This is a genomic window from Bacillus sp. FJAT-22090 (assembly GCF_001278755.1).
Classification (GTDB): Bacteria; Bacillota; Bacilli; order Bacillales_A; family Planococcaceae; genus Psychrobacillus.
On the sequence record NZ_CP012601.1, the window covers coordinates 2,243,664 to 2,268,408 of the forward strand.

17 protein-coding genes are annotated in these 24,745 nt (G+C 35.2%); 2 read left to right on the forward strand and 15 right to left on the reverse strand.

Features of this window, described 5'->3' with window-relative positions; all coding sequences use genetic code 11:
• Positions 1-133: 133 nt before the first annotated feature.
• From wecB to AM499_RS11495, 12 genes are all read right to left on the reverse strand, one after another.
• Positions 134-1,198, reverse strand: a complete 1,065-nt coding sequence (gene wecB, locus AM499_RS11440) for a non-hydrolyzing UDP-N-acetylglucosamine 2-epimerase (protein WP_053590336.1) — start codon at positions 1,196-1,198, stop codon at positions 134-136.
• On the reverse strand, positions 1,195-2,793 hold the full coding sequence (locus tag AM499_RS11445) for an asparagine synthase C-terminal domain-containing protein (protein WP_053590337.1): 1,599 nt from the start codon (positions 2,791-2,793) through the stop codon (positions 1,195-1,197). The genes wecB and AM499_RS11445 overlap by 4 nt, the downstream gene beginning before the upstream one ends.
• 13 nt (positions 2,794-2,806) lie before the next feature.
• Positions 2,807-4,222, reverse strand: coding sequence for a lipopolysaccharide biosynthesis protein (locus AM499_RS11450; RefSeq protein ID WP_053590338.1), 1,416 nt, complete (start codon positions 4,220-4,222; stop codon positions 2,807-2,809).
• Positions 4,223-4,954, reverse strand: a complete 732-nt coding sequence (locus AM499_RS11455; RefSeq protein ID WP_053590339.1) for an acyltransferase — start codon at positions 4,952-4,954, stop codon at positions 4,223-4,225.
• Positions 4,955-4,966: 12 nt separating this feature from the next.
• Positions 4,967-6,283 (reverse strand): nucleotide sugar dehydrogenase, encoded by a 1,317-nt coding sequence (locus AM499_RS11460; protein ID WP_053590340.1) that lies wholly within the window; start codon positions 6,281-6,283, stop codon positions 4,967-4,969.
• 257 nt (positions 6,284-6,540) lie between these two features.
• Positions 6,541-7,554, reverse strand: a complete 1,014-nt coding sequence (locus tag AM499_RS11465; protein WP_053590341.1) for a Gfo/Idh/MocA family protein — start codon at positions 7,552-7,554, stop codon at positions 6,541-6,543.
• Positions 7,551-8,288 carry a hypothetical protein gene (locus tag AM499_RS11470; RefSeq protein ID WP_053590342.1) on the reverse strand — a complete coding sequence of 246 codons (738 nt, stop codon included), beginning with the start codon at positions 8,286-8,288 and terminating at the stop codon, positions 7,551-7,553. The genes AM499_RS11465 and AM499_RS11470 overlap by 4 nt, the downstream gene beginning before the upstream one ends.
• An 84-nt stretch (positions 8,289-8,372) precedes the next feature.
• Positions 8,373-9,485: a DegT/DnrJ/EryC1/StrS family aminotransferase gene (locus AM499_RS11475; protein ID WP_053590343.1), complete on the reverse strand. Its 1,113-nt coding sequence runs from the start codon at positions 9,483-9,485 to the stop codon at positions 8,373-8,375.
• Positions 9,486-9,694: 209 nt separating this feature from the next.
• Positions 9,695-10,759: a glycosyltransferase family 4 protein gene (locus AM499_RS11480; RefSeq protein WP_053590344.1), complete on the reverse strand. Its 1,065-nt coding sequence runs from the start codon at positions 10,757-10,759 to the stop codon at positions 9,695-9,697.
• Positions 10,760-11,017: 258 nt separating this feature from the next.
• On the reverse strand, positions 11,018-11,431 hold the full coding sequence (locus AM499_RS11485; RefSeq protein ID WP_053590345.1) for a hypothetical protein: 414 nt from the start codon (positions 11,429-11,431) through the stop codon (positions 11,018-11,020).
• Positions 11,432-11,548: 117 nt separating this feature from the next.
• Positions 11,549-14,044 carry a phosphodiester glycosidase family protein gene (locus AM499_RS11490; protein ID WP_053590346.1) on the reverse strand — a complete coding sequence of 832 codons (2,496 nt, stop codon included), beginning with the start codon at positions 14,042-14,044 and terminating at the stop codon, positions 11,549-11,551.
• A gap of 16 nt (positions 14,045-14,060) precedes the next feature.
• The gene (locus tag AM499_RS11495) at positions 14,061-16,346 is read right to left on the reverse strand and encodes a hypothetical protein (protein WP_053590347.1); all 2,286 of its coding nucleotides are present in this window, start codon (positions 16,344-16,346) and stop codon (positions 14,061-14,063) included.
• A gap of 165 nt (positions 16,347-16,511) precedes the next feature.
• Here AM499_RS11495 and secA point away from each other — a divergent pair, with 165 nt between their 5' ends.
• Positions 16,512-18,881, forward strand: coding sequence for a preprotein translocase subunit SecA (secA, locus tag AM499_RS11500; protein ID WP_053590348.1), 2,370 nt, complete (start codon positions 16,512-16,514; stop codon positions 18,879-18,881).
• A gap of 37 nt (positions 18,882-18,918) precedes the next feature.
• Here secA and AM499_RS11505 read toward each other — a convergent pair whose 3' ends face one another.
• Positions 18,919-20,862 (reverse strand): WD40 repeat domain-containing protein, encoded by a 1,944-nt coding sequence (locus AM499_RS11505; RefSeq protein WP_053590349.1) that lies wholly within the window; start codon positions 20,860-20,862, stop codon positions 18,919-18,921.
• 199 nt (positions 20,863-21,061) lie between these two features.
• Between AM499_RS11505 and AM499_RS11510 the strand changes: the two genes are divergently transcribed.
• Entirely contained in the window at positions 21,062-21,970 is a 909-nt protein-coding gene (locus AM499_RS11510; protein WP_053590350.1) for an LCP family glycopolymer transferase, read from the forward strand.
• 392 nt (positions 21,971-22,362) lie between these two features.
• Here the strand turns inward: AM499_RS11510 and AM499_RS11515 are convergent, their stop codons facing one another.
• Together AM499_RS11515 and AM499_RS11520 are read right to left on the reverse strand one after the other, a co-directional pair.
• Positions 22,363-23,436, reverse strand: a complete 1,074-nt coding sequence (locus tag AM499_RS11515) for a hypothetical protein (protein ID WP_053590351.1) — start codon at positions 23,434-23,436, stop codon at positions 22,363-22,365.
• A 121-nt stretch (positions 23,437-23,557) separates the two neighbouring features.
• A complete protein-coding gene (locus tag AM499_RS11520; protein ID WP_053590352.1) occupies positions 23,558-24,718 on the reverse strand; it encodes an aminotransferase class I/II-fold pyridoxal phosphate-dependent enzyme in 1,161 nt (386 codons plus the stop codon).
• Between the last annotated feature and the right edge of the window lie 27 nt (positions 24,719-24,745).

The window sequence follows — 24,745 nt, forward strand, 5'->3', positions numbered from 1 at the left end:
CTACTTTAAATTCATCAATTACTCCTCGGGGCAATTGCGCATAGATTTTTAACGGGTTCGCTCAATAAGTTCCCCATCAAAAATCTGTTGCATCCGCTTGAGGCTATAACTCAATTCAGCTTAGGTTGCTGAATTAAGCTGTATATTCCTTTAGTAAAGCTAACACTTTTTCAGCTGTTTTTCCATCTCCAAAAACAGGAGAATATGATGGAGTCACTTGCTTTTGTACTGCTTCAACTATTCTAGTCGTATCTGTACCAGTAAGGATATTCGCGTCTTCTATTAGAGTTTCTACCCACTCAGTTTGATCTCGTACTGTCACACATGGAACTTCGGCAAAATATGCTTCTTTTTGAACTCCACCAGAATCAGTTACTATTTTTTTAGCGTTCATTTCTAAAGAAAGCATATCTAAATAACCAACTGGTTCAATAACTTGTAAGTTAGGGATTTGGTCCAATTGGAATCCATAATCCTCTAGTTTTTTCTTTGTACGCGGATGGATCGGCCAAACTTTATTGTCAGGAATTTGACTAAATGCATCTAAAATCGATTTCATACGATCAACATCATCCGTATTTTCAGCACGGTGAATCGTAATGAGTAAATAATCTTTTGCTCGTAACTTTTCACGTTCTAAAATAGAAGAGGTGGATTCCGCAAGTGTTTTATTGTATAAAACTGCGTCATACATAACATCACCAATATTATAAACGCCATTCGTAATGTTTTCGTTTGTTAAGTTTTGGATAGCAGTATCTGTCGGGCAAAGAAGCAAGCTCGACACATGATCTGTTAAGATACGGTTTACTTCTTCTGGCATTTTCATATTAAAGCTTCTAAGACCTGCTTCGATATGCACGATTGGAATATGAAGTTTTGCCGCAGCTAGTGCACCTGCAAGTGTAGAGTTAGTATCCCCATATACAAGTACAAAATCCGGTGTTTCTGTTAAAATAATATCTTCAATTTTAGCAAGCATTTCGCCAGTCTGCTTTCCGTGATTTCCAGAACCAATACCTAAATGATAATCTGGTTTGGGAATGTTCAACTCGTCAAAGAAGATATCAGACATATTTGCATCATAGTGTTGACCCGTATGCACGATAAGCTCAGTAACCTCTTCTCGTAATACACGCGAAACAGGAGCTGCTTTAATAAATTGTGGTCTTGCCCCTAGAATGGTAAGAACTTTCATTTTGTAATCTCCTTTATCATTTGAATCATATCTTTTACGATAAACGAATTAATATTGTATGGATGCTCGTATTTTTGACCATCTCTTTTAAACGTTAGTGATTTGACGTATTGTTTATACGTTGGATAGATTCCATACCACTCCATTGGTTCATCAAAATATTTTCGATAAAGATTTTTCATTCGATATATTTTGCGCAATAAAGGATAGAGTAATCCATATTTATTTCTCATCGAATTTTCAGGACCTGGCTTTTCTGGTAATGGATAATAATCCGGATACATTTTGTGCAATGTGTAATCGTACAAATATTTTTTATACTTCAAATCAACTGGAACCTTACTGAAAAAGTGAATCAATCGGTCATCCCACAATGGAATCGACCATCCTTGTCCAAAATATTCATAAACTCTAACAGAGTTTATAATAAACTTTGATTGTCTTTCTCTCCAGTTCCACTCATCAATAATAGAAGTCACACGCTCATTCGTGTAATTTGAGTAAACTTCTATATCTTTTATGAGCCCTCTACCAATAGTAGTCGAAGCATAGCTTTTCTCACCTGAAAGCTCCCATAATCGGAAATGTTTATTCATGATAAAGGTTTGGATTTCACTTACTTCAAAATCTTTATTTACAATCGATTCGTATGGTAAATGTCCACCAGCCAAGTAATCTAATGAGTGCCCTGGTAAAAATACGGCATCCTTTAGATTTTCCTCTTGAACTAGAAGCTTCGTACTTGGAAAATCTTGAAGATGCGCTACAGAAACTCCGTTACTGGAATACACAACGTAGTCTTTCCAATCTGTTGATCGATACATTTCTTCCCACATCTTTTTATCATATGCGAAATATTTCCACTTAAGGCCTAGACGATCCGCAATTTGCTTACTCACTGTGGATTCTCCATTACCGGGTCGACCATATGTAAAGGTAGTAATAGAATCTTTCAACCCTCTTTCTACCAACATAAGAGCGATCAATCTTGAATCATATCCACCACTTAGTGGAATGACAATTTGTTTACCTTGTAATCTATCTGCCAAATCGTCAAACAATGAATGAAACACATGTTCAAGCTCTTCTGCAAATGAATCAATGGATTCTGGTTCTTTCTCCAACACATACGAATAATAATAAGTTTGTTTTGCTTGATCCGTCAATGTGACTGTTGACACGGCAGGCACTTGGTACCAATTTTCATACAAAGTCTTATCTCTAAAAACAAAGCCTGTTACAAGAAACTCCTCTTCCGATTCTTTTCTCAATTTCATGCCTTCATGAGGCTCGATAAAGTCTTGGACTATCCAGTTTCCTTCTTTATCTGTTGAATAAAAAAGTGGAATGGATCGTTTCATATCCGTAACAAGCGTTGTCTTGTTTTCATTCATAAAAATTAGAGCATATTCTCCGTTCCATCGAGCAAACTCCATGGAAAAAAGATCATCATTGTTAAATAGGCTCGCAAAATTTTCATGGGTGACATATTGATTTTCATAGTAGAAATAACCTCTAAAAAAACCTTCATACCCCACACCTTTAATAGGATAAAAATCTTTATGCCTAAGGTTAGTTATACATTTTTTCGACATGTCTTTTCCCCCATTACTTTCTGTTCACAAAATATTTATCCATTCGAACAAGTAGTATTAAGATAATAAATACTATCCATACTCCTACAATTAACCAGCTATTTAAATCTTCTAATTGTACATATACAATGCTAAGTGTTGCCGCTATTAACCAAAATATTGTCCAAGCCATTTTAAATCCTGAGAATGGCACATAATAAAGCTTTTGACTTCTGCGGAACACTATAAATAATGCTAAACAATATGATCCTACATACGAAATAACAGTACCCCATATTGAAAAAATCGGTACGAATATAAAATTTAATATTAACGATACAACTGCCGCGATTCCAAATGCGATAGAAATATGTTTCGTTTGTTTCGTGTAAAATATCCCTGTTGAGACAATCATATAATAAAAACTTAAAAATGTAGCGATAGAGATTGGTGCTACATATTGAAACGCAATTCTAAATTTCTCTGGCATAACCATAATAATCCATGGCATAGCAGTAGCTAATAGTAAAACTCCTAAACTACCTATCAATAAGAATGCGGCATATAAAGTAGAAAATAATTTTGGACTACTTTCTTTATCTTTTAGCGACATTGAAAATGGTCTCCAAGCTAGTTGTATTCCACTAGTCAGTAAAGTAATGAATGTAGCAAATTTGATAGCTGTACCGTAAATCCCTACATCAGATATAGTTGCATATGCTGTTAAAAAGTAATTATTTGCATTTGCGATTATCCAAAAAGCTAAAGATGCAGGAACCAAAGGAGCGGCATAAACTAAGATTTTCTTTAAAATATTCCAATCAAACAAAGGGCGTAAGTATACTCTTACTGGTTTTATTAAAACTAATACAATAATTCCTACACTTATTAATCTTGCTAATAGTATACCTTCAAGTGAAGTCCAAACGAACATTAAGAAGAGAATAGAAACGATGGCTATCAAAAGCATCTTTCCAACAGTTGTAGCTACCACTCTCTTAGTATGAAATTCATATCTTAAAATCGTTAATACTAGTGTTACTATAGTGTCTAAGCAAAGTGTTCCAAGTGCAATGTAGAATAATTGAGAGTATCCATCAGAGTCTAATAATAATGAAGAAAGCCAATCTCCACCAATTAAAAATACGACGAATAATAAGATAACCATCGTTAATCGGAAAGTCATGACGGAACGAACATATTTTTCGCGTGTTTCTTTATCTTTATACTCAAAATAATAATATGCTAAAGCCGAATCGGTACCAAATATCACTAAGAATGTAAGCATTGATACATTGGTATCGACAAGCTGAAGCAACCCGATTTGCGATGTATCATCTAAATAATGGGCATATAAAGGAAACAATATAAAAGCGATGAGCTTCGTTCCTACATTCATAAATGCGTAAAGGAGCGAATCCGCTCCTAAACGTTTTAGCTGAGAAAACACTTAGAGAAGTTCCTCCTCAGGTACATTTTTCAAGAATTTTGCAGGGAAACCTTTTATGACAGTTTTTTCTTCCGTATCTTTTGTAACAATTGCTCCAGCTGCAACAAAGGTTTCTTCTGCAATTGTAATTCCAGGAAGAATAATAGATGCTCCACCTACGCGAGCTCCTCTTTTTACAGTTGCACCTTTAATTTTATCAAAACGTGCTTCTGTTCTACCCATAAAGTTATCATTTGTTGTCGTCACACATGGTGCGATGAATACTCGATCTTCTAAAGTAGAATGCGCTGTAATATAAGAATTCGATTGAATTTTAGTACGGTCACCAATTTTCACGAAGTTTTCTACTGTAACATTACGACCGATTATAACAAATGAGCCAACTTCAACATCTTCACGTACAGTTGCAAGGTCAGCGATTAGTGTACTTTCACCAATCACTGCACCTCTATATATAATTGTATTAGCTCCAACAGTACATTCTTTTCCAAGTTGTAGAGGCGGAATTTCTTTTGTAATTTGCATCGTGCTAGTTTTAGCAGGTTTCGGTTGTTTTCCTACTACAGCTCCATCATCAATTGTTGTACCATCACCGATAATTGAGCCAGCATGAATCGTTACACGATTACCTACTCGAACATTGTTACCAATTTTCGCGCCTTCTTCAATGACTGAGAAATAACCAACAGTTGTATTTTCGCCAAGTTCAGCAGTTTCATGTATAAAGTTCATGTTCACAGCTCCTTATAGTTTGATATAACGATTTGGAGTTTCAATACCTTTAAATGCATTACGAGTATCAAAAATTACTTTTGATCTTTTCGCGATGTTTTCATAATCAAAAGCAGTATGATCCGTTGCTAAGACTACGATATCTGCCTCATCTAGAAGTTCATCCGTTAATTCAGTCGTTTCTAAAACTTGACCATTTACTCTGAACTTCCCTACATGCGGGTCAACCGTTTTGAACTCTGCACCATGGTGTAATAACAATTCAACCAATTTTAATGATGGAGATTCGCGCATATCATCAATATCTTTTTTATAAGCAACTCCAAGCAATAATACTTTTGCGTTACGCAGTGCTTTACCTTCATCGTTTAATATTTGCATTGCTCGAGTGATAACATAGTCTGGCATAGAGTTATTAATTTCACCAGCTAATTCGATTAATCTAGTGTGGTAGTTATATTCTCTAGCTTTCCATGTTAAATAGAAAGGATCGATTGGAATACAGTGTCCACCTAGTCCAGGACCTGGGTAAAACGCCATGAAGCCATATGGTTTTGTTTTTGCAGCATCAATAACTTCCCAAACGTCAATTCCCATTTTTTCACATAAAATAGCCATTTCGTTTGCAAGGGCAATATTAATATGACGGAAGGTATTTTCAAAAATCTTTTCCATTTCAGCAATTGCTGGGCTGGATACTTTATGAACATCCCCATCTAAAACACTGCTATAAAGTGCAGCTGCTACATTTGTACATTTTTCCGTTATACCACCAACAACTTTTGGTGTATTTTTTGTATTAAAGCTTTTATTACCTGGATCAATACGTTCTGGAGAATAAGCGATGAAAATATCTTCTCCAACTGTAAATCCTTTATCTTCTAATGCTTTTCTAATAATTTCTTCTGTTGTACCAGGATACGTTGTTGATTCTAGAACTACTAATGTACCTTTTTTAGCATATTTAGCAATTTCATTCACTGAGCTTTCAACGTAAGAAGTATCAGGTTGTTGGTAAATATCTAATGGAGTTGGTACACAAATTGCTACGGCATCTACCGAGCTAATAGAACCATAATCAGAAGATGCTTTTAAGTGACCTGACTCTACCATATCTTTTAAATCATGATCTACTACGTCTCCGATATAGTTAATACCTTCATTAACTTGTTGTACTTTTGATTCTTGTACATCAAAACCGATTACATTGTAACCAGCTTTTGCTTTTTCAACAGCAAGTGGTAATCCAACGTAACCTAATCCCACAACACCAATTGTAGCTGTGTGGTTCTCAATTTTCGCTAATAGTTCTTCATAGTATGTAGACATAATTGTCTCTCCTTTATTATCAATAAGAATGGAAAACTTGTTTTTTTATTTGCACCATTATTAATGTGGTATCTGCAACATTCTAACGCTTCTTTAACCGATTAGAAAGTAGAAAGTATTCTATTTAGTAACTGTCTAGACTTCAGGCGCCATCAGCTCGAGGTCAAATGCCAATTTTCTCCGGTGGCTGAGGAACTGCCTCCTCGAAAATTGACATTAGCTTGTCGCTGATAAGCAGGCGCCTTTCGCTTTTCCTATTAAGAGAAAGAAATACGTTTTCCTGTTTCGGATGATTCAATAATAGCTTCGATCAAACGAACTGGATTATATCCGTCTATACCACTAACAGCTGGCTCACGATTTTCATTTATTGCAGCTACCATATCCTCAATAATACAATCGTGTCCTTTTTTACCCCAAGGATCGTTTTGTATACGTGATTTTAAAGATTCTACTTCCTCATCTTTATAACCTTCTACATCCCACGTTTCAATATATAAAGCATTTTTCCCACTAACTTTCACACTAGCAGTTTCTCCAAAAATAGAAAGGGATTCTTCAAGGTTTTGAGGATAGATGGTTGTAGCAGCTTCTATTACGCCAAGTGCCCCACTTTCAAATTCGACAATTCCAGTAGCAACGTCTTCTGTTTCAATATCACGGAATCTTGTTGCGACCAAACCTTGAACCGATTTCACTGGGCCCATAAACCATAAAAGCAAATCCAAATTATGTATTGCTTGATTCATTAGAACGCCACCGTCAAATTTTTTCGTTCCTCTCCACGGAGCTTGATCGTAATATTCTTGTCCTCTGTTCCATCGAACAGTTGCATTTGCATGGCTTATCTTACCAAAACCATTAGCATCCATCAGTTTACGAACTTCCATAATTGCCGGACGGTATCTATTTGGATGAACAATTGCAAGTTTTACACCCTCAGAGTTTGCTACGTCCATCATCTCTTTCGCATCTGCTGAATTTAAAGCCATCGGTTTTTCTGTAATTATATGTTTTTTATACTTTGCAACAATCTTAGTCAAATTAGCGTGAAGACCAGATGGCACACAAATATTCACTACGTCAATTTGAGGGTTGTCCGCAAGCATTTTATCTAAGTCAGTATATTTTAATACGTTTTCATCATCTATTATTAGTCTATCTGGGTTTGTATCACAAATGGCAAATAAGTTTGCGCCTTCTGTATTGCGAATAGCAGCTATATGTTTATCTGCGATGAAACCCATACCTACAATTGCAAATTGAATCATGCTCTTTTACTCCCTCTTGCTTCTAAAATGTATTTCCATAAAGATAAAATAAAGATTGTCAATAATAACCCTAAGACTAATCCTGCAATCGCACCTTCTAAACCATAAGATTTAGTTTTTACAACGGATGTTTTTGCCAACTCAGGATGTTCGAATGCAATAATATCATTTCTTACACGTTGCTCTGTAGCCATTGCATTTGTTAAATCCATCTCAGCAGCACTTAACAAAGTTGTGTAATTATTTATAACAGTGAGATTATCAGTGCCCGCCAAAGCAGTTTTATATGCTTCAATTGTTGCGTTTAAAGTTTTTACACGTTCTGACTGTGCAGATGCATACGTTTCGGTACCTGTAATAATTTTATCATCTTGTTTCATTAAGGCTTCTAACAATTGATCATTAAATTGGGTAAGCTCTTTTGTTACTGTTTCTTCGTTATCACCATAGACTTCTGTCTTAATATAACTTCTAGTTGGAACAAACACTTCTGATTTCCCTGAGAAATGTTGACCATATTTAGCCATAATATGGTCTGGATTTGTTAAAGCCTCTAGTTTCACTGAACCAGTGAATACTGTACTTTTACCAACATAATCGCCATCTTTAGGAATAAGCATTGAACCAAAATAGCCTAAAATGGCTGCAATTAATGGGATAATGATAAACCATACTTTCTTTCTCCAAAAAAATTCTAATGAATCGTATAAACGATAGCTTTTATTTTCCGTCATTTCACTTCTCCTTCAAAAAACATCTAAATATAGGCAGGTAGAGGGAAACGTGTTAACGTTCCCCTCTACCAAATTGCCGTTTTATTATTTCGCAAAAAACTCAGCAATCTTCTCTACAACGTATTGTTGTTGTTCCTCTTTTAATTCTGGGAACATCGGTAAAGAAAGTGCTTGATCTGCAGCTTTTTCTGCTTTAGGGAAATCCCCTTTTTTATAGCCTAAGCTTTCAAAAACAGGTTGAACATGCAATGGTAGAGGGTAATAAATCATCGTTGCAACACCGTTTTCTTTTAAGTAAGCTTGTAATTCATCGCGGCGTTCAGTCAATATTGTGTATTGGTGAAATACGTGATAGAACCCTTCTGCTATTACAGGTGTTTGAACATGTTCAGACACTTTTTCATTTAGTAAGTTTGTGTAGAATTCTGCATGCTCTCTGCGTTGTTCACCCCATTTATCTAAATGAGGGAACTTCACATTTAATACAGCTGCTTGTATCTCGTCTAAACGGCTATTATACCCAAGAACGCTATGATAGTATTTTGGTTTACTACCATGCACACGAATTACTCTACTTTTTTCAGCGATATCATCGTTATTTGTAACGACCATTCCACCATCACCATATGCACCAAGGTTTTTAGTCGGGAAGAAACTATAAGTAGCTGCATCTCCTAATTGACCAACTGAATATTCACCTTGTTTAGCTCCAATTGCTTGAGCTCCATCTTCAACTACAATTAGGTTATGTTTATCAGCGATTTCACGAATGCGCACCATATCTGCCATTTGACCATATAGATGTACCGGAATAATCGCTTTTGTTCTATCTGTAATATGTTTTTCAATTTCTGCAGGATCAAGATTAAACGTTACTGGATCAATATCAGCATAAACTGGAGTTGCTCCAGCTCTTACAATTGCTCCACCTGTTGCAAAAAATGTAAAAGGTGTTGTAATTACTTCATCTCCAGCACCAATTCCAGCAGCTTGTAGAGCAATATGTATTGCATCACTACCATTTCCACAACCTATACCATGAGAAACATTACTATACTTAGCGATATCCGCTTCCAGTTTCTTCACGTTATCACCTAGAATAAATTGTGAACTACTCATAACACTATCTAATGCTTCCAATACTTCACTTTTTAAAGATGCATATTGCTCAGATAAATCTAACATTGGTACTTTCATTTCGTTTACACCAACCTATCATTAAATTAATTATATATGTGAAAAGCACAAAATCCCTTTTATAGGTAATTCTCTTTGTCTGATTGAAAACGCTTGTCATTCGAGGCAACCTAAGTTCGCGACATCCCTGTCGCAACGGTTGCATGACCCACATCGTGTGGGCCGCGCGCTGCCACAATATAACAAAACGCTTCTCATCAGTCTAAAAGCTAGTTGCGCTTATACCCAACAACCTTCCGGAACACAGAAATAATTGGTCGATAATCTTCGTTAACAAGACCAATTTTTTCTGCAATAATTTCAAACGCGATCAAGATAAAGACAAGGATAAAAATTGCCCATCTTAATGTTAACGTTTCAAAAGTAATGGCAGCGATACTAAATATCAAACCAAATCCGTATATTACTAATACCGTATCTCGATGTGTTAATCCAAGCGCTAATAATCGATGATGCAAATGTGATTTATCTGCAACCGATATCGGCTTTCTATTTACAAGTCTGCGTATTATGGCAAACGATGTATCAAAAATTGGTACTCCTAAAATCATAACTGGTACAACAAAGCTAAACAATGTCACACTTTTGTACAATCCTAATAACGATAGAATGGCGATAGCATATCCTAAAAACATAGATCCTGTATCACCCATAAAGATTTTCGCTGGGTAAAAGTTGTGAAAAAGAAATCCAAGTGTACTACCTAACAATATTAAGGAAAGAGTTAATATTAACATTTTATCTGCTGAAAATGCCAGAAATGCAATACTAGCAAATACAATAGAGGAGATACCTGCTGATAACCCATCTAAACCATCTATTAAGTTGATTGCATTTGTAATTGCCAAAATCCAAAATAATGTAACGAGATATGAAAATATCCCAAGATCAAATACACCTAAAAATGGGATATTTAACACTTCAATTGTTAGACCACTTCCCATTACTGCACAAGCAGCAAGAATCTGGCCTAATAATTTTATTTTCGCAGAAATTTCATATTTATCATCTATTATTCCCAAAACAATGATAATCAATGCACCAACCATAATACCAGTGATTTTTGCTTCATATAATCCTGCCACAAAATATCCAACTGTAACTGCAATGAATATTGCGAGTCCACCTAATCTTGGCATCACGTTTTGATGAACCTTCCGTTTGTTAGGTTTATCTACAGCCCCAATTTTATGTGCCAGTTTTATAACGAGTGGAGTAACAGCGATAGCAGTTACCAGGGATACGATAAAAGCAAGAAGTAATTTTATATCCAAAAATATCATCCTTGTCTTTTTATTTAAGTTTCCTTTTTATTTCTACTCAACCAATAGACGAATCAGCAACATGAAAGTTTCCTCAATTAATGATTATACTATAAAAATAGAGTTGTAACCAAGTTTAATATAAATAAAGAAAAGACTGACTTTTCGCTTCATTATAAGCGATAATCAGTCTTTTCTATACACTCCATATAAAGGTGAATCTTTTTGCTTACTTACTTTACTCCTCAGTAACTAGCATATTTGCTGTTCTCATGAGAAATCTGGCCAATTTACTTGAAACTCGTCTCCATCAATTTGCTCAAGGGTACGATACTTGAATGGTAGCAATTCATCCATTTCTAATTCTTCCATTGCGTTTTCAAGAGGGTATAATTGAAAACTATCATCATCTTCTACAATTAAATAAGCACCTGCAACTTGTCCCTTTTCTTTAATGTTGATTCGTATGAAAGCAGGAAAATACAAATCATTTTTGGACTGAATAATAGAAGATGCAAGAATTACATTTTTACCATCTTGAACTACATTGTCTTGATCAATTTTTTCAAACACTTTTAGAGCCCATGCTTGGCGTTTGTAATAACCAATTACTTTTGGTGCATGTTCTTCTGCCGATGAACTAGGTGAATTTTTACCCACCTTATTTTTTTCTTCCGAAGCCATGTATTTCCCTCCACAGTTAGCAAAAATCCATACTAATTACGTTAGCACAAATCCAATTTCTTGGCAACAGCTACTACTTTTTACTTATAACCATATGATAGGTTATTGGTTACAAAGTCAGTCTTTATAAATGGATTGAATATCATCAATAATTATTTCACCATTTGATTTATTCGCATTTTCTGTTTGCATGTAACGAATTGGAAGATCCATTTTTAGTGGATAAGACAAACCTGTCGGTAGGTTTGCTTCTACAAATCTCCAGTCAGTCCAATTTACATTTTTATCAAAGTCAAGATGTACTACTTTTCCAGTTGCATCTTCAAGTTGTGCTCTCAACCAGTTACCTTTTCCATCACCTTTAACCCACATACCGATTTTTTTAGCAGGAGTACTGATTGTTAATTTAGTTTTTGCGTTAACGTATGCTCCGGAAGTTCCTGAAGTATTCGTAAAATCATAAACTAGTTTAATAGCTTTCGTACCGTCTCTATCATTCTTAGCTTCCTGAACAGAAACAGATTTCACACGGTCTCCTGTTGCTTCATAATTAAAAATACCTTTATTAAAAGATTCTAATATAGTTGGAGCAACATTACCTACAATTACAGGAATGGTAATAGATTTTGTTCCATACTTCACTGTAATTGTACCAACACCATCTTTATTTTGAGCAGTAAACTTTCCATTAGCTTGTACCGTTCCGACAGTCGAAGTCCAGTTAAATGCAGATGCTTCTGTTAAGACTGCTTGTCCATTTTTCATTCCTTTTACAGAAACTTGTACCGTTTGTCCTTTTGCTACTTCTAAGAAACTATTAGATGGAACAATACTATCTAGAGTATTTGTTACTTTGATTTTGATGTTCGTTGTTTTTCCATCATAAGTTACTACCCCTGAATAAGTTCCTGGAGCCGCTGACACTACTTGTTTCCCACCACTTGATTTTAAAATGGATGAAGTAACTTTTCCATTCCCAGATACAGCCACCGGATTCATGTATTGATCGATTCCTTTTACAGGAACAGATAACTCTGTGTATGCAGCTCCTTGGAATACCTCCATTACATTGGATGCTGGTGTGATTGTATATAAAGGACCTGTTTTATATTTACTAATAAATAATAAACTGTTTGATACCGCTCGCTCATTTCCATCGGATGGTTTATTATCTACAGTTACTTTGCTATCACCAAGATTTCTTGTAACTTGAGTAGAAGAACCACCGCCATCAAAGGTCATGGCATAATTTGCACCTAAATCTTTCATCAATTTAGCCGTGTTTTGTAACGTTAAACCCTTACTTTCAGTTGTTCTTCCATCTATAACGGTTGTAAATATACTTCCGTCGTTCCTGACACCAACAGCTGTTCGCGGTGCTACTCCTGCAACTTTAATCGTTTGGATCGTACCGTTTTTCACTAAATGATAACGTCCACTCACAGCTTCTCTTACTTCGTTCCATTCAGCCGGAGTAAATGTTGTTTGAATCTCAATTTTATCCCCAACTTCCACATTTTGTAAGAATTGACTTGCAAAATTATGTCCAGATAAAATGATTTCTCCTTTATTTAAAGGAGCATTTCCTACTCCAGAAACATTCTCAATTACTGTTCCAGTTAAAACTTCCTGTCCATTTAATTTACCTGATTCTACTTTCACTCTAACTTCTGTACCAAGCTCATTCGTATTGGTTGTTGCTGCAAAGTCTCTTGTATAAACTACTAAATGATTCGCTAATCTTTTTCTATTAACAGAGTTAATAGCATAAGATTGACCGTTCACAGAAACACTCATCGATACTTTGGGAGCACCAATAATCGCTTTATTGTCTCCTTTAATACCTAAAGCTGCTAATTCATTTATGTTTGTTTGTGGAGTGGAAACAATGGAACCATCCATCATCATCAAATCAATAGGCTGACCTTGCTTATCAAAATAATCGGCGTTCACTCCCGCTACAACATGGTAAGAATCATTTTGTTCCACACTATTCGCTTGGGAAGAAGTTGTTTCAAGACCAATTAATTGGTCTTTAGCAAGTTCTGTTTTAAATCCGATATTAGATGTTTTGCCATCATATTCAATCATAAATACGTTTTGTGCACCAATCGCACCATCTATATCAAAGTACTTTTTACGTATTCCTGGTGCAAGTTGAGTTACAGATTGACTCAAGACTTTACCACCTGTAAGGGTTGGTGTAGCTTCAGTTGGGAATAAATTTGATGAATTACCTGGCACTGTATTTCCTTGTGCATTTGCCAACTCTTTTAATTTTGCTTTAGAAGGCGTTTTGTACTCCACATAGCCTGCCATTTTCGTAATGTACATATTACCGCCAAGTCCGTATTGACCGCCATATAAGTTATCATAACGGTACACTCGATACTGCTCGCCTACTTTTAAAACTCTTTCAAACACTAAACCATTTGAAGTACGTTTCCAAAGATTGATCGGTTTTACTACTTTAATTTTACCGACTTGACCAGGAACCATTAAAATACCGTCCCAATAAACTTTGGTAGTTTGTGCTTCTGCTTGGCTTGGTTGGAAAATTGCACCCGTGACGATAGCAAAAACAATAAAAAAGTATAGCATTTTTTGTTTCATTTAATTGGAATTCTCCTTACTCTTGTTGTTTTTTCTCTCGATTTTTTTCAATTGTGTATTTCCATAGATTACTGCCATCGTAATAATAAAGGTTTCCGTTCATGTCCTTCTCAAGTCCATAAACCCCTTTGTCCTTCAACCATTCGACTTGTAAATCTTTTGTAACTCTAAAGAGTTTTCCTTCTACACTTCCGTAAATATAGCCATCGTCACCCTCAACAATTTGTGCGTTCCGGAACCGTCCAGAAATTAAAGGTAATAATTCAACATATTTTATATCTGTCCATTCATCCGTATAAACGAAAAGTTTACCGTCTGCCATTCCCCACACTTTATTCTCTTTATCTACTATAAGACTTGTTATCATACTAGAATCGAATGGTAGGTGAATATACTTTTTGTCTTCTGGATTACTTCTATTAAAATAAAATAATCTTGCTCCCCTTGGATTTACTTGTTGATTCGCATGGATAGATGTCCCACCGAACACTTCTGTTCCTCTACTTACGAGCGAAACAATACTCTGGTTATATATATAGTTTTCATATATTTCCATTTTCTCTGTATCTGTATCGTAAAATGCTAAAGCACCACCACCAACACTTGCATCTGGCAATGTTCCAAATATAATTTCTTTTCCATCTTTATAAGGAGCTACAGCAGTTGTTCTTTCTTGACCGTATTGGTTCATACGAATAACTTCTTTTGGGTTTGCTGTATCCCATGGTTTTGAACGATCATAAACTAGCAATCTAGCAAGTGGATATGCACCGATATAAAGCTTATTATTAATATCAAACATCGATTCAATTTGACTAATATTTCGGTACAATTCTTTGTTCCCAGTTGCTACATCATATACTCCGAGTCCACCTGACATATAACCATTAGCAAATATTTTTGTCCCATCTGAGCTTGAAGCCAATGTATATAATTCTACCGGCTGTTCAGGTAATTCAAATTGAAAATGTTTCATTTCAGACGTCTGTGGATTGTATTCAAATAGCTGACCTAAATTATCAACCATTCCAGATAAAATCCATTCCTTTGGTTCCTCTTCTATCGGTACTTCTTCCACTGGTTCTTCAGTTATTGGTTCTTCATCGACAAGTTTCTCTAAAGTAGAATCGATTACTGAGGGAGTGCTTTTCAGTAACGTCTTATTAGGAAGAAGAACATTAGAATCTTTCTCATCTATAACTTCTTTTTGAGTTTTATCTTCTTTAGTTTCATCTATTACCTCTTCCGATTCTTTTAAGATGAAATCTAAGTTGATGGCTTCTGTACCTTTTGGTAAATATAATCCAAGTTCTGTATGTTCTTTTGTTTCAAAATCGTATTTTATTAATTGTTCTGCTTTTGTATAATATAGTGATTTTCCATCTGGAGATAATGTGGAAACAGTTTTTGATTTTAATTCAAACTCATCTACTATCTTTAGAGTCTTTCTATCAAATACAACTGCAACATTAGATGGATATAATCTTGCGACTACATAATCATCAGTTAAGATTAAATCTTGTGCGTATTTTTCAGACATATATTTTGCTGGTAAAAAGGAAGTGAAATTTTTTGTTTTAGGCTTTTTTACTAATAAATCCATTGGTGAGCCGATCGAAACAAATATCTCGTCTGTTTCTTCATCTGCTACAATCGCTTTAACAAATTCTTTTCTTTTACGAATTTGCCCAAACTCTTCTATCTCTTTTGTTTGTGTATCATAAGCAACGAGTGATCCACCATAAGCAGATCCTGCATAAACTTTATTTCCAGAAACGATTAGATCTTGAATCGAAGTATCACTTTTATTCGAAAAAATACTTCCATGCTTTTCAAATTCCTCCGTGTTAGGATCATAACTATAAAGAACACTCGCAACAGATCCACCAATCCAAAGCTTTCCGTTCTCATCAACGTCTAATCCCCAGGCGCTTTTTGAATCTTCTAATGTAAATGTATGTACTATTTCTTTCGTTTCATAGTTTACAACTACTAACGCTGCTGGAGATCCGTGCATGATGTAATAAATAAAGTAGTCTCCCTCATTATTTGCTGCAATTTTAGATGAAATTGCGGAAGATTTAAAAATTAAAGGACCTAAGTTTTCATACCCTTCCTCTACCACTACTTCTTCCACTGGCTCTATCTCTACGACATCTTCTAACCATTCTTCTGAATTATCTACTTCTACGGATTCTTCTGTATTTATTTGTTCCTCAGTCTTAATCTCTTCTGCACTTGCAATATTTCCCGTTGGCGTTGCTATCATAGCGGCAATAATTGGTAAATAAAAATTCTTCAAATTGGAATTCCCCCCTATTTTATATAATAATATTAACATCATTTGGTAACTTTTTAAACTTATTCTTGTAATATAATTGAAATAATAGCAATTCAACTAGAAAATGCTAGCTTTATTTTTTCGTGATATAATAGATTTTGGAATATAAAAGTAGGGAGAATGAAAATGTTACATTCTATTAAAAAAATGATTTCAGGCGAAGTCATTGAACTTAAACAGCTTAAAAAAATAGTTTCTAAAATAAATACTTTAGAAGATTCTTTTACAAATAAAACAGACGCGGAACTGAAAGCTTATTCTGACCTGTTTAGGGAACAATTAAATAGTGGTGTTTCACCAGAAGAATTAATTGTGGAAGCATTTGCGGTTGTTCGAGAAGCTTCCAAACGTGTACTAGATAAGCGGCATTATGACTCTCAGCTAATGGGAGGGGCAGTTTTAACTCAATCTCAAATAGCACAAATGCAGACAGGAGAAGGAAAAACCTTAGTTGCTACCCTCCCTGCCTATGTTATGGCTCTATTTGGAAAAGGAACTCACATTATTACAGCAAACGAATACTTGGCAAGTCGAGATTACGAACAAATGAAGCCTTTGTTTGAGTTTTTAGGTTTGACAGTTGGACTTAATGTTTCAGGTATGGAAACAGATGAAAAGCAAGCTGCTTACAATTGCGACATTACTTATGGGACTGGAACAGAATTTGGTTTTGATTATTTAAGGGACCATATGGTTAAAGGCGATGACCAATTAGTTCAAAGACCATTGTTTTATGCTTTGATCGATGAAGTAGATAGTATATTAATAGATGAAGCGCGAACTCCTTTAATTATTGCAGGGAAATCGAATGCAAGTTTAAACTTATTTCCAATTATGCATCTTGTCATCGACTCTTTTCAAGATGATGAAGACTATAAGTATTATCCTGAAACAAAACAAATCGTGTTGCTCGATAATGGCGCAGACCGTTTAGAAGCAGCTTTCGGCATTGATAATGTATACGATAGCGAGCACCGTGAATTTATGCATATTGCAATGCAGACCCTTCGAGCTAAAGTTGTTATGCGTAAGGATGTAGATTATATTGTCAAAGATGATAAGATCATGATTGTCGATCCATACACAGGTCGTATTATGGAAGGCCGTACATTTAGTGATGGGTTACACCAAGCATTAGAAGCAAAAGAAAAGGTTACGGTGAAAGAAGAGAATAATACGCAAGCTTCTGTTATGATTCAGCACTACTTTAGATTATATAAACATGTATCTGGTATGACAGGAAGTGCTGTTCCTTCACGTGATGAATTTTGGGAAACGTATAATTTAAGAGTAACTGAAATTCCTACGAATAAACCAAATAAACGTGTAGACATGGACACACTTGTATACTTAACTGCTAAAGATAAAATGAAAAAAATTGTAGAAGAAACACAAATATACCATGAGACAGGACGCCCGGTATTAATAGGTACTACTTCTATAGAACAATCAGAAAAATATTCTGCTCACTTATATGAATTGGGCATTGAACATTCTATCTTAAATGCAAAAACTGTAGAAGACGAAGCAGAACTAATCGCAAGTGCAGGACAAATGAATAAAATTATGTTAGCAACGAATATGGCTGGTCGTGGAACAGACATTATGTTGGGTGAGGGTGTAGCAGAGCTAGGTGGTCTACATATTATCGGCACCGAGCTCCACAGTAGTGCTCGTATCGACATGCAGCTTCGTGGCCGTGGAGGTCGTCAAGGTGATCCGGGTAGCACTCAATTTATTGTTTCACTTGAAGATGAGCTTTTCCATTACTACGATGAAGAAGAGTTTGCTAAGTATAAAGGTAAAGTGAAAACGGATAGCACCGGCTTAATTCTTTCGCCTAATCCCACGAAGTTTGTATATAATGTACAAAAGGTTATTGAAGGTATTCATTTCTCTAGTAGATCTCATCTATTAAAATTGGATGATATTAATAACGATCAACAAAAGGTAATGTATAACTACCGTGAAAAAGCATTAAAAGTAGAAAATATGCAATCGTTAATTATTGATGCAATGCATGAGCGACAAAGTAAGCTAGTGGAAGACCTTCTTGATTTGAATATAGACGATGCTACGCATTCTTCCATTTTCAATGAAATTTTAGACGAGATTAAAATTATTTCCATGCTAACCTCTAATGAAGAAAATAGATACGCTTCTTTAGATAAGGAAAACAAAGAACAACTTAAAACAGTATTAGTTGAGGTTTATAATAATGCATTGGAAATTTCAAGCTCTACTAGTACTGAAGATGAAATTTGGAAGAACATCCAACCTATATATATGGAGATTTTAGATAGATTATGGATTACCCATTTAGACAATCTCCATCATTTAAGAGAAGGTATAAGTATACGAGGATATGGTCAAGAGGATCCATACCGACTGTATTCTTTTGATGCTCTTCAGATGTTTAATGAAATGCTTCATTCCTTCTTCCGAGATGTTATTCGGTATTATTTACAACTGAATGCAACAAAAGTAGAAGAATAAAGTAAAGGTCAGTACCAATTTTCGGTACTGACCTTTTTTATTTGTTATATCTCAAAATATCTCCTGCGGTTGTAAAATAGATGTTACCGTCAGCCCCTAGTGCTACCCCGTTAGATTGTTGAGTACCCAACAACTCTAGCTTAAAGGATGTGGAATGAATACGAAATAATTTATTCTCAATAGTTCCATAGATGAACCCGTCTTTTCCATCCACTAAAGATCCATTTCTAATTTGTCCACTTGTACGACTTACTACAGGTATAGTCTTGGATTTCATCGTCTTTGAATTATATATAAATACCGTTCCATCTGCTACTCCCCAAATAGTTGAAGAGGGGCCAGTGATCATTGCAGAAATAAGTCTAGGCTTTGCGATTGGGGAAGGTAACTCCTCTGGCTTCGCATTAATATTGTTTGCTGGAATTCTAAAAAATTTAGCAATTCCGATTCCACCTGATTTACTATTCGCAAATGTAGAAGTTCCCCCATAAAAATAACCATTTGAATAAGTTAATGCTACAATACTTTGATTTGGAAAAGGTGCTTTTCGATTAACTACCTTTTTAGTATTCAAATTATAATAGCTTAAGCTTCCGGATACTGTTCCTTGTTTTGGATGCGACCCTACCGCAAGGACTTTTTCATTAGGTGCTATCGCTAATGAAATCGGTCTATTCTGCCCATTCTGTGAAACAGAAAAAACCGTTTTTCCATGCGGATTCGTTTCAGGATGATAATACATGACGTCCCCTGCAGGGTAAACACCCAAATACATTCCCCCGTTGTAAGGGGTCATACCCTCTACTTGTCCAATACTAGTAATTTGTGTTTTATTTTTCGTAATGGGATTTAAGATAGAGACCTGGCCAGAAACATAGCCGCTTGTGAATATACTCCCCTTACCATCTGAGCTAATCGTATGAATTGGTACACTTTGTTTTGGTAGATTCAATTTTGAAATTTCAACCTTATTTTTAGTTTGATTATATAAAAGGTGAGTTCCTGTATTTCCTAATAGTCCAGTTAGCATTGTGTCTCCTGATGGTAATTTTACAAAATCCATTGAGACAGCTTCAGTCCCGGCTAAATTAATCTTCATATCTTTTGTAATACTTGATTTCGTATTAAATTGATATAAGCTGGTGGATGAATTAGTCATATACGAATAATAAACATTTCCATCTAAAGGAGAAGAAACTCCTCGTGAGCCGACTGCTAATTCTTTCATAAATTTGTTTGTTTTTGCATCAAAAACTAATACTTTTTTACTTGGACTAAGCTTGGCAAAAATAAGCCCTTCTGCAAAATCTAAGTCATAGACATCACTTTCAGTTCTATATTTAGCTGGTAAAATTTCGGTCTTTTTATTCGTTTTTAAATCCCAAACAATTAAGGAAGCTTTAGAACCAGATCCAACGAATAACCGATTACTTCCTGTTTGGAAAGCTAGACTTCGTGCATTTTTTTGAATCCCTGTTGCTGCTCCTATTGTTGCAAACTTTCCATTTTGAAATTTAAATACTTTTCCATTAGGAGCTGTGCTTCCATAAATCGCATCCCCTACTACTTCTAGATCTAAGATAGATGTATGACTACTATCTGGTGTTCCATGGTTTATTAATTTCTTGTTCGCTGGATTATAACTATATAAAGCTGCGGTTGGTGTCCCACCAATCCATGCTTGTCCACTCTTGTCTGTCGTAATTGCCCAAGCAGCAGTTGATTTGGGTAATCTAACCTGATCTATTAATTCCTTTGAAGGTAGCTTATACACTGCAAGTACTGCTGGCTCACCTTGAAGAATTACATATTGATACGGAACACCATTTACATTTGCCGCTGCTCCACTCATCGCAACCGTTCGCGCAAAAGGAGTATCTACTTTCTCAATCCCTCCCTTTGTAGCTGTCACATCTACACCTGTAGATAAAAGCATAAATACTATTCCAATGCTTAGCATAAATTTTCCGATTCTCTTCATAACTTCCCCCGTTTATCTTTCTATTTATCTCGTCCATTTTTATCAAATCTTAATAGGAAGTAAAGAGAGCAAAGGTATTATAAGCATATGTTTAATAAATTTTATGAATATCCATACTAAGAGTATGATTTTATAATAATTTAAGACTCTATTACATACTTATAACAATACATTTACACCTAAAAGAAACGGGGATTCTATGTTTAAGAAGAAAGTTATCTGGATTTCACTTATTATATGCTTTTTAATAGGGGTAGTCGTCTATGCAAGCAGTATTTATAATGATGTTACCACAACAATACAAACCATCCACGAACCAGAAATACGAAAGGTTTCCGAGTTAAGAACTACAGAAGTCGAGCTAGTTAAGAAGGAACCATTTTCCTTGCTCCTCCTGGGGGTCGATGAAAGAGAGGGAGACAAAGGACGTTCGGATACTATGATCGTTTTAACAGTTAACCCAACGACGAATTCAACGAAGATGATCAGCATTCCACGGGATACATATACCGAAATTATCGGCAAAGATAAACTAGACAAAATTAACCATGCATATGCTTTCGGTGGAATTGAAATGTCATTGGATACAATTGAGAACCTTTTAAATATCCCAGTTGACTATATATTACAAGTAAACATGGAGAGCTTTCTAGAAATTGTTGATATCATTGGGGGAGTTAATGTAGATAACCCAATTGCTTTTCAAGAAGGTGGATATACATTCAATGAAGGAATCATTCATTTAGACGGTGAGCAGGCACTTACCTATGTACGCATGCGAAAGGATGATCCTCAAGGTGATTTTGGAAGACAAGCTAGACAAAAACAAGTACTTCAAGCCATTTTAAAAGAAGGAGCAACTGTTAATAACTTATGGAAATACAAAGAGTTCTTAGCATCCATTCAAGAGAATATTCGGACCAATATGACCTTTGAACAAATGATCGATATACAAAAAGGATACAAAAATGCGTTAAATCAAATCGAAACTTTATCTTTTGAAAAGGGTGAAGGCACACGGATAGATGGTATTTGGTACTATGTGATGGATGAGCAAGAATTGAATAATGTGACTCTCCAGTTAAAGAAACATTTAGAAATTGAATGATCTAACCGTCAGCTTATCCGATAATAGCGACAAACTTATTAAAATCCCAAAAGTCTAATTGCTGACTTTTGGGATTTCTTTATTCATTTATGCTTTTCTTTAAACCAATCACATGTCACCATCGCATCACCTATTTTACGCAAGGACCAAGTGTCTTCTATATAGATTTTACTTAGTAAACCAATATGCGGCTTACTTTCTACTTCCAGTGCAATAACACTCTCATATACACGGATCATTTTTGTAGCAAGTGACTTGGCTTCGAATGTTTGTAGCGACTCATAGAAGCCGTCAAATGTTCTTCACCTACATCACACCCCTTCAGGACTATATATTTAGCTTCAACACATAAAATAAAACCCTAAATAAAATATTTAGGGTCTTTAGTAAACTTAGTAAGCATCATATATATCAAAATACTTCCAAGCATTATTCTCTTTTATCATTAAATAAACACTCGTTAGAGTATCTGTTTCAGTTCCCTCTGTCATTCGATCCGTTACTTCTACATATGCGTATCCATCAAGAATAGATAACACGTTTACATCTAGCAATTCAAATTTCATATTAAATTGATCAAATGCATCTTGGATGTCTTTTTTCAAATATTCATAATCTGGATAGGCTTCATTATATAAATTAAATACTCCCTCTACATCTTCTTTATTAATAAGATCAGTAGTAGTTGCGAAAAATTGTTTCAGTTCTTTCTCTTGGGCTAAGAAACTAGCATCTTTTCGAATAGTTAAGCTATATTCATCAAAAAGAGTGTAGTATATTTCATCCTCAACTATTTTATCTAAACTGTTAAATAATTGATTCACTTGATTTTCAACTACTACTTGATTCGCATTTTGTCCTACTAATGTATTTAACTTTCTCAAATCATTTTTTGCTGTAATCGTGTATTTAGCATCATCCAGTACTTTTTCAGCAGGTGCCTTAAAAGTAGCAAGGAAAGCATCCCGTGTTGATTTGCCATAAACTTTATATAATAATTTCGCTTGCTTTCTTATTTCTGCAGACAGCTCATGATATGTTTTTTCAGTAGAATCTGCAGTTGGTTCATCTCTGTACTGTTGTTGAAACTTTTTCGTCAAGGCTGCGATTTTATTACCGGACGTAATGGCATCTACATACCCCATAGTACGTTCATAATGAACACCAACGTTATCTTCTAATCTTTGTTCTAGCTTTTGTTTTTCAGAGCCACTCGTTGCTGAGATCTCTTTTTTCGCCTGTAAATAAGCTGACTTTGTAGCATTAAACACCTTCATATCCGGTGTTTTTATAACCTTTGTCGTCTCATACGATATTTGCCATTTAAGCTCACCCGCGTACTTTTCAGCATTTTTTACAGCTGTTTCTGCTTTTGATAGTGAAGCAGCAGAAGCGTTTGAATATGGAATGAACATTGCAGAACCTAAAATCCCTAAAGCTAATGAATACGAAAGTATTTTTTTCATAAAAATCTCCATTTCTTTCTTAATTGAAAGGCGTATTTCACTATTACAATTTCATACAATTTATTCTATTTTAACTTAGGGAAAAGTAGAACACAATCCTTCTTCATGTTTTACACAATAACTACTTTAGAATAGTTTGAATAAATTTTTCTAGACGGTTTAAACCTTCTTCAAGCACAGCCATAGAGTATGCATATGATATACGAATATACCCCTCTCCATAAGGTGTAAATGTACTCCCTGGAACAACTGCAACTCCACCCTCTTGGAGTAACTTAGTTGCAAAATCAAATGAGTTCATACCGAACGCTTCAATAGAAGGGAAAATATAAAATGCTCCATTAGGTTTTTCAACTGGTAACCCAATTTTATTTAAACGTTCATATACATAGTCACGTCTTTTCACATACTCCACATTCATTTCAATTGGTGTGTCTTTTGAATTTGTTAGTGCTTCAATCGCAGCATGTTGAGCAGGTAAAGAAGCGCAAATTGAGTTGTATGCATGCACCAACATTACTTGTTTCATAATTGTAGCTGGTCCCATTAAGAATCCAACCCGCCATCCAGTCATGGAATGAGATTTCGAAACACCATGAATATAAAAAAGTTTATGTTGAAGCTCTTTATATACCGCAAATGAATGATGTTCACCCGAGAAAGTATTTTCACTATATATTTCATCAGTCAGGATAAAGACTTCTTTTTCCTTCAGCATTTGTACTAATTCATCCATTGTTTCCTTTTGTATGATAACACCAGTAGGATTGGAAGGATTATTAAACAAAATTGCTTTTGTTTTTTCTGTAATAAGTCTCTCTAAATTTTTCGCTGATGGCTGAAACCCCGTTTCCGTCGTATCCAAATAGACTACTTTTGCACCACATAATTCAATTACCGGTACATAACCTGAATAGATTGGGGCTGGTAAAATTACCTCATCACCCTCCTCTAAAATCGTCCGGAAAATCGAGTCAATTGCTTCACTAGCTCCATTTGTAATTACAATTTCATTTTGAGGATCATAAGAGAATCCATATTTATTCGAGAAAAAGGTATTGACTGCTACTCTAAGTTCTAGTAATCCTGCATTATGAGAATATCCAGTCAAATTCTGTTCAATTGCTCGAATCCCCGCCTCTTTTACTGCGACTGGTGTTGGAAAATCTGGTTGCCCAATTGTTAAATTAATAGCGTTCGGAAAGTTTACCAGTTGATTAGAAAACTGCCGAATTCCTGGTACTGTTAGTGTTTTAGCACGTGGATTTATGCTCAAAGACATACTACTTCATCCTTCTTTCACATTATA

Excerpts from the sequence above, each read along its gene's own strand:
- wecB (WP_053590336.1), bottom strand. The coding sequence starts at position 1,198 with ATGAAAGTTCTTACCATTCTAGGGGCAAGACCACAATTTATTAAAGCA.
- AM499_RS11445 (WP_053590337.1), bottom strand. The coding sequence starts at position 2,793 with ATGTCGAAAAAATGTATAACTAACCTTAGGCATAAAGATTTTTATCCT.
- AM499_RS11455 (WP_053590339.1), bottom strand. The coding sequence starts at position 4,954 with ATGAACTTTATACATGAAACTGCTGAACTTGGCGAAAATACAACTGTT.
- AM499_RS11460 (WP_053590340.1), bottom strand. The coding sequence starts at position 6,283 with ATGTCTACATACTATGAAGAACTATTAGCGAAAATTGAGAACCACACA.
- AM499_RS11465 (WP_053590341.1), bottom strand. The coding sequence starts at position 7,554 with ATGATTCAATTTGCAATTGTAGGTATGGGTTTCATCGCAGATAAACAT.
- AM499_RS11470 (WP_053590342.1), bottom strand. The coding sequence starts at position 8,288 with ATGACGGAAAATAAAAGCTATCGTTTATACGATTCATTAGAATTTTTT.
- AM499_RS11475 (WP_053590343.1), bottom strand. The coding sequence starts at position 9,485 with ATGAAAGTACCAATGTTAGATTTATCTGAGCAATATGCATCTTTAAAA.
- AM499_RS11485 (WP_053590345.1), bottom strand. The coding sequence starts at position 11,431 with ATGGCTTCGGAAGAAAAAAATAAGGTGGGTAAAAATTCACCTAGTTCA.
- AM499_RS11490 (WP_053590346.1), bottom strand. The coding sequence starts at position 14,044 with ATGAAACAAAAAATGCTATACTTTTTTATTGTTTTTGCTATCGTCACG.
- secA (WP_053590348.1), top strand. The coding sequence starts at position 16,512 with ATGTTACATTCTATTAAAAAAATGATTTCAGGCGAAGTCATTGAACTT.
- AM499_RS11505 (WP_053590349.1), bottom strand. The coding sequence starts at position 20,862 with ATGAAGAGAATCGGAAAATTTATGCTAAGCATTGGAATAGTATTTATG.
- AM499_RS11510 (WP_053590350.1), top strand. The coding sequence starts at position 21,062 with ATGTTTAAGAAGAAAGTTATCTGGATTTCACTTATTATATGCTTTTTA.
- AM499_RS11515 (WP_053590351.1), bottom strand. The coding sequence starts at position 23,436 with ATGAAAAAAATACTTTCGTATTCATTAGCTTTAGGGATTTTAGGTTCT.
- AM499_RS11520 (WP_053590352.1), bottom strand. The coding sequence starts at position 24,718 with ATGTCTTTGAGCATAAATCCACGTGCTAAAACACTAACAGTACCAGGA.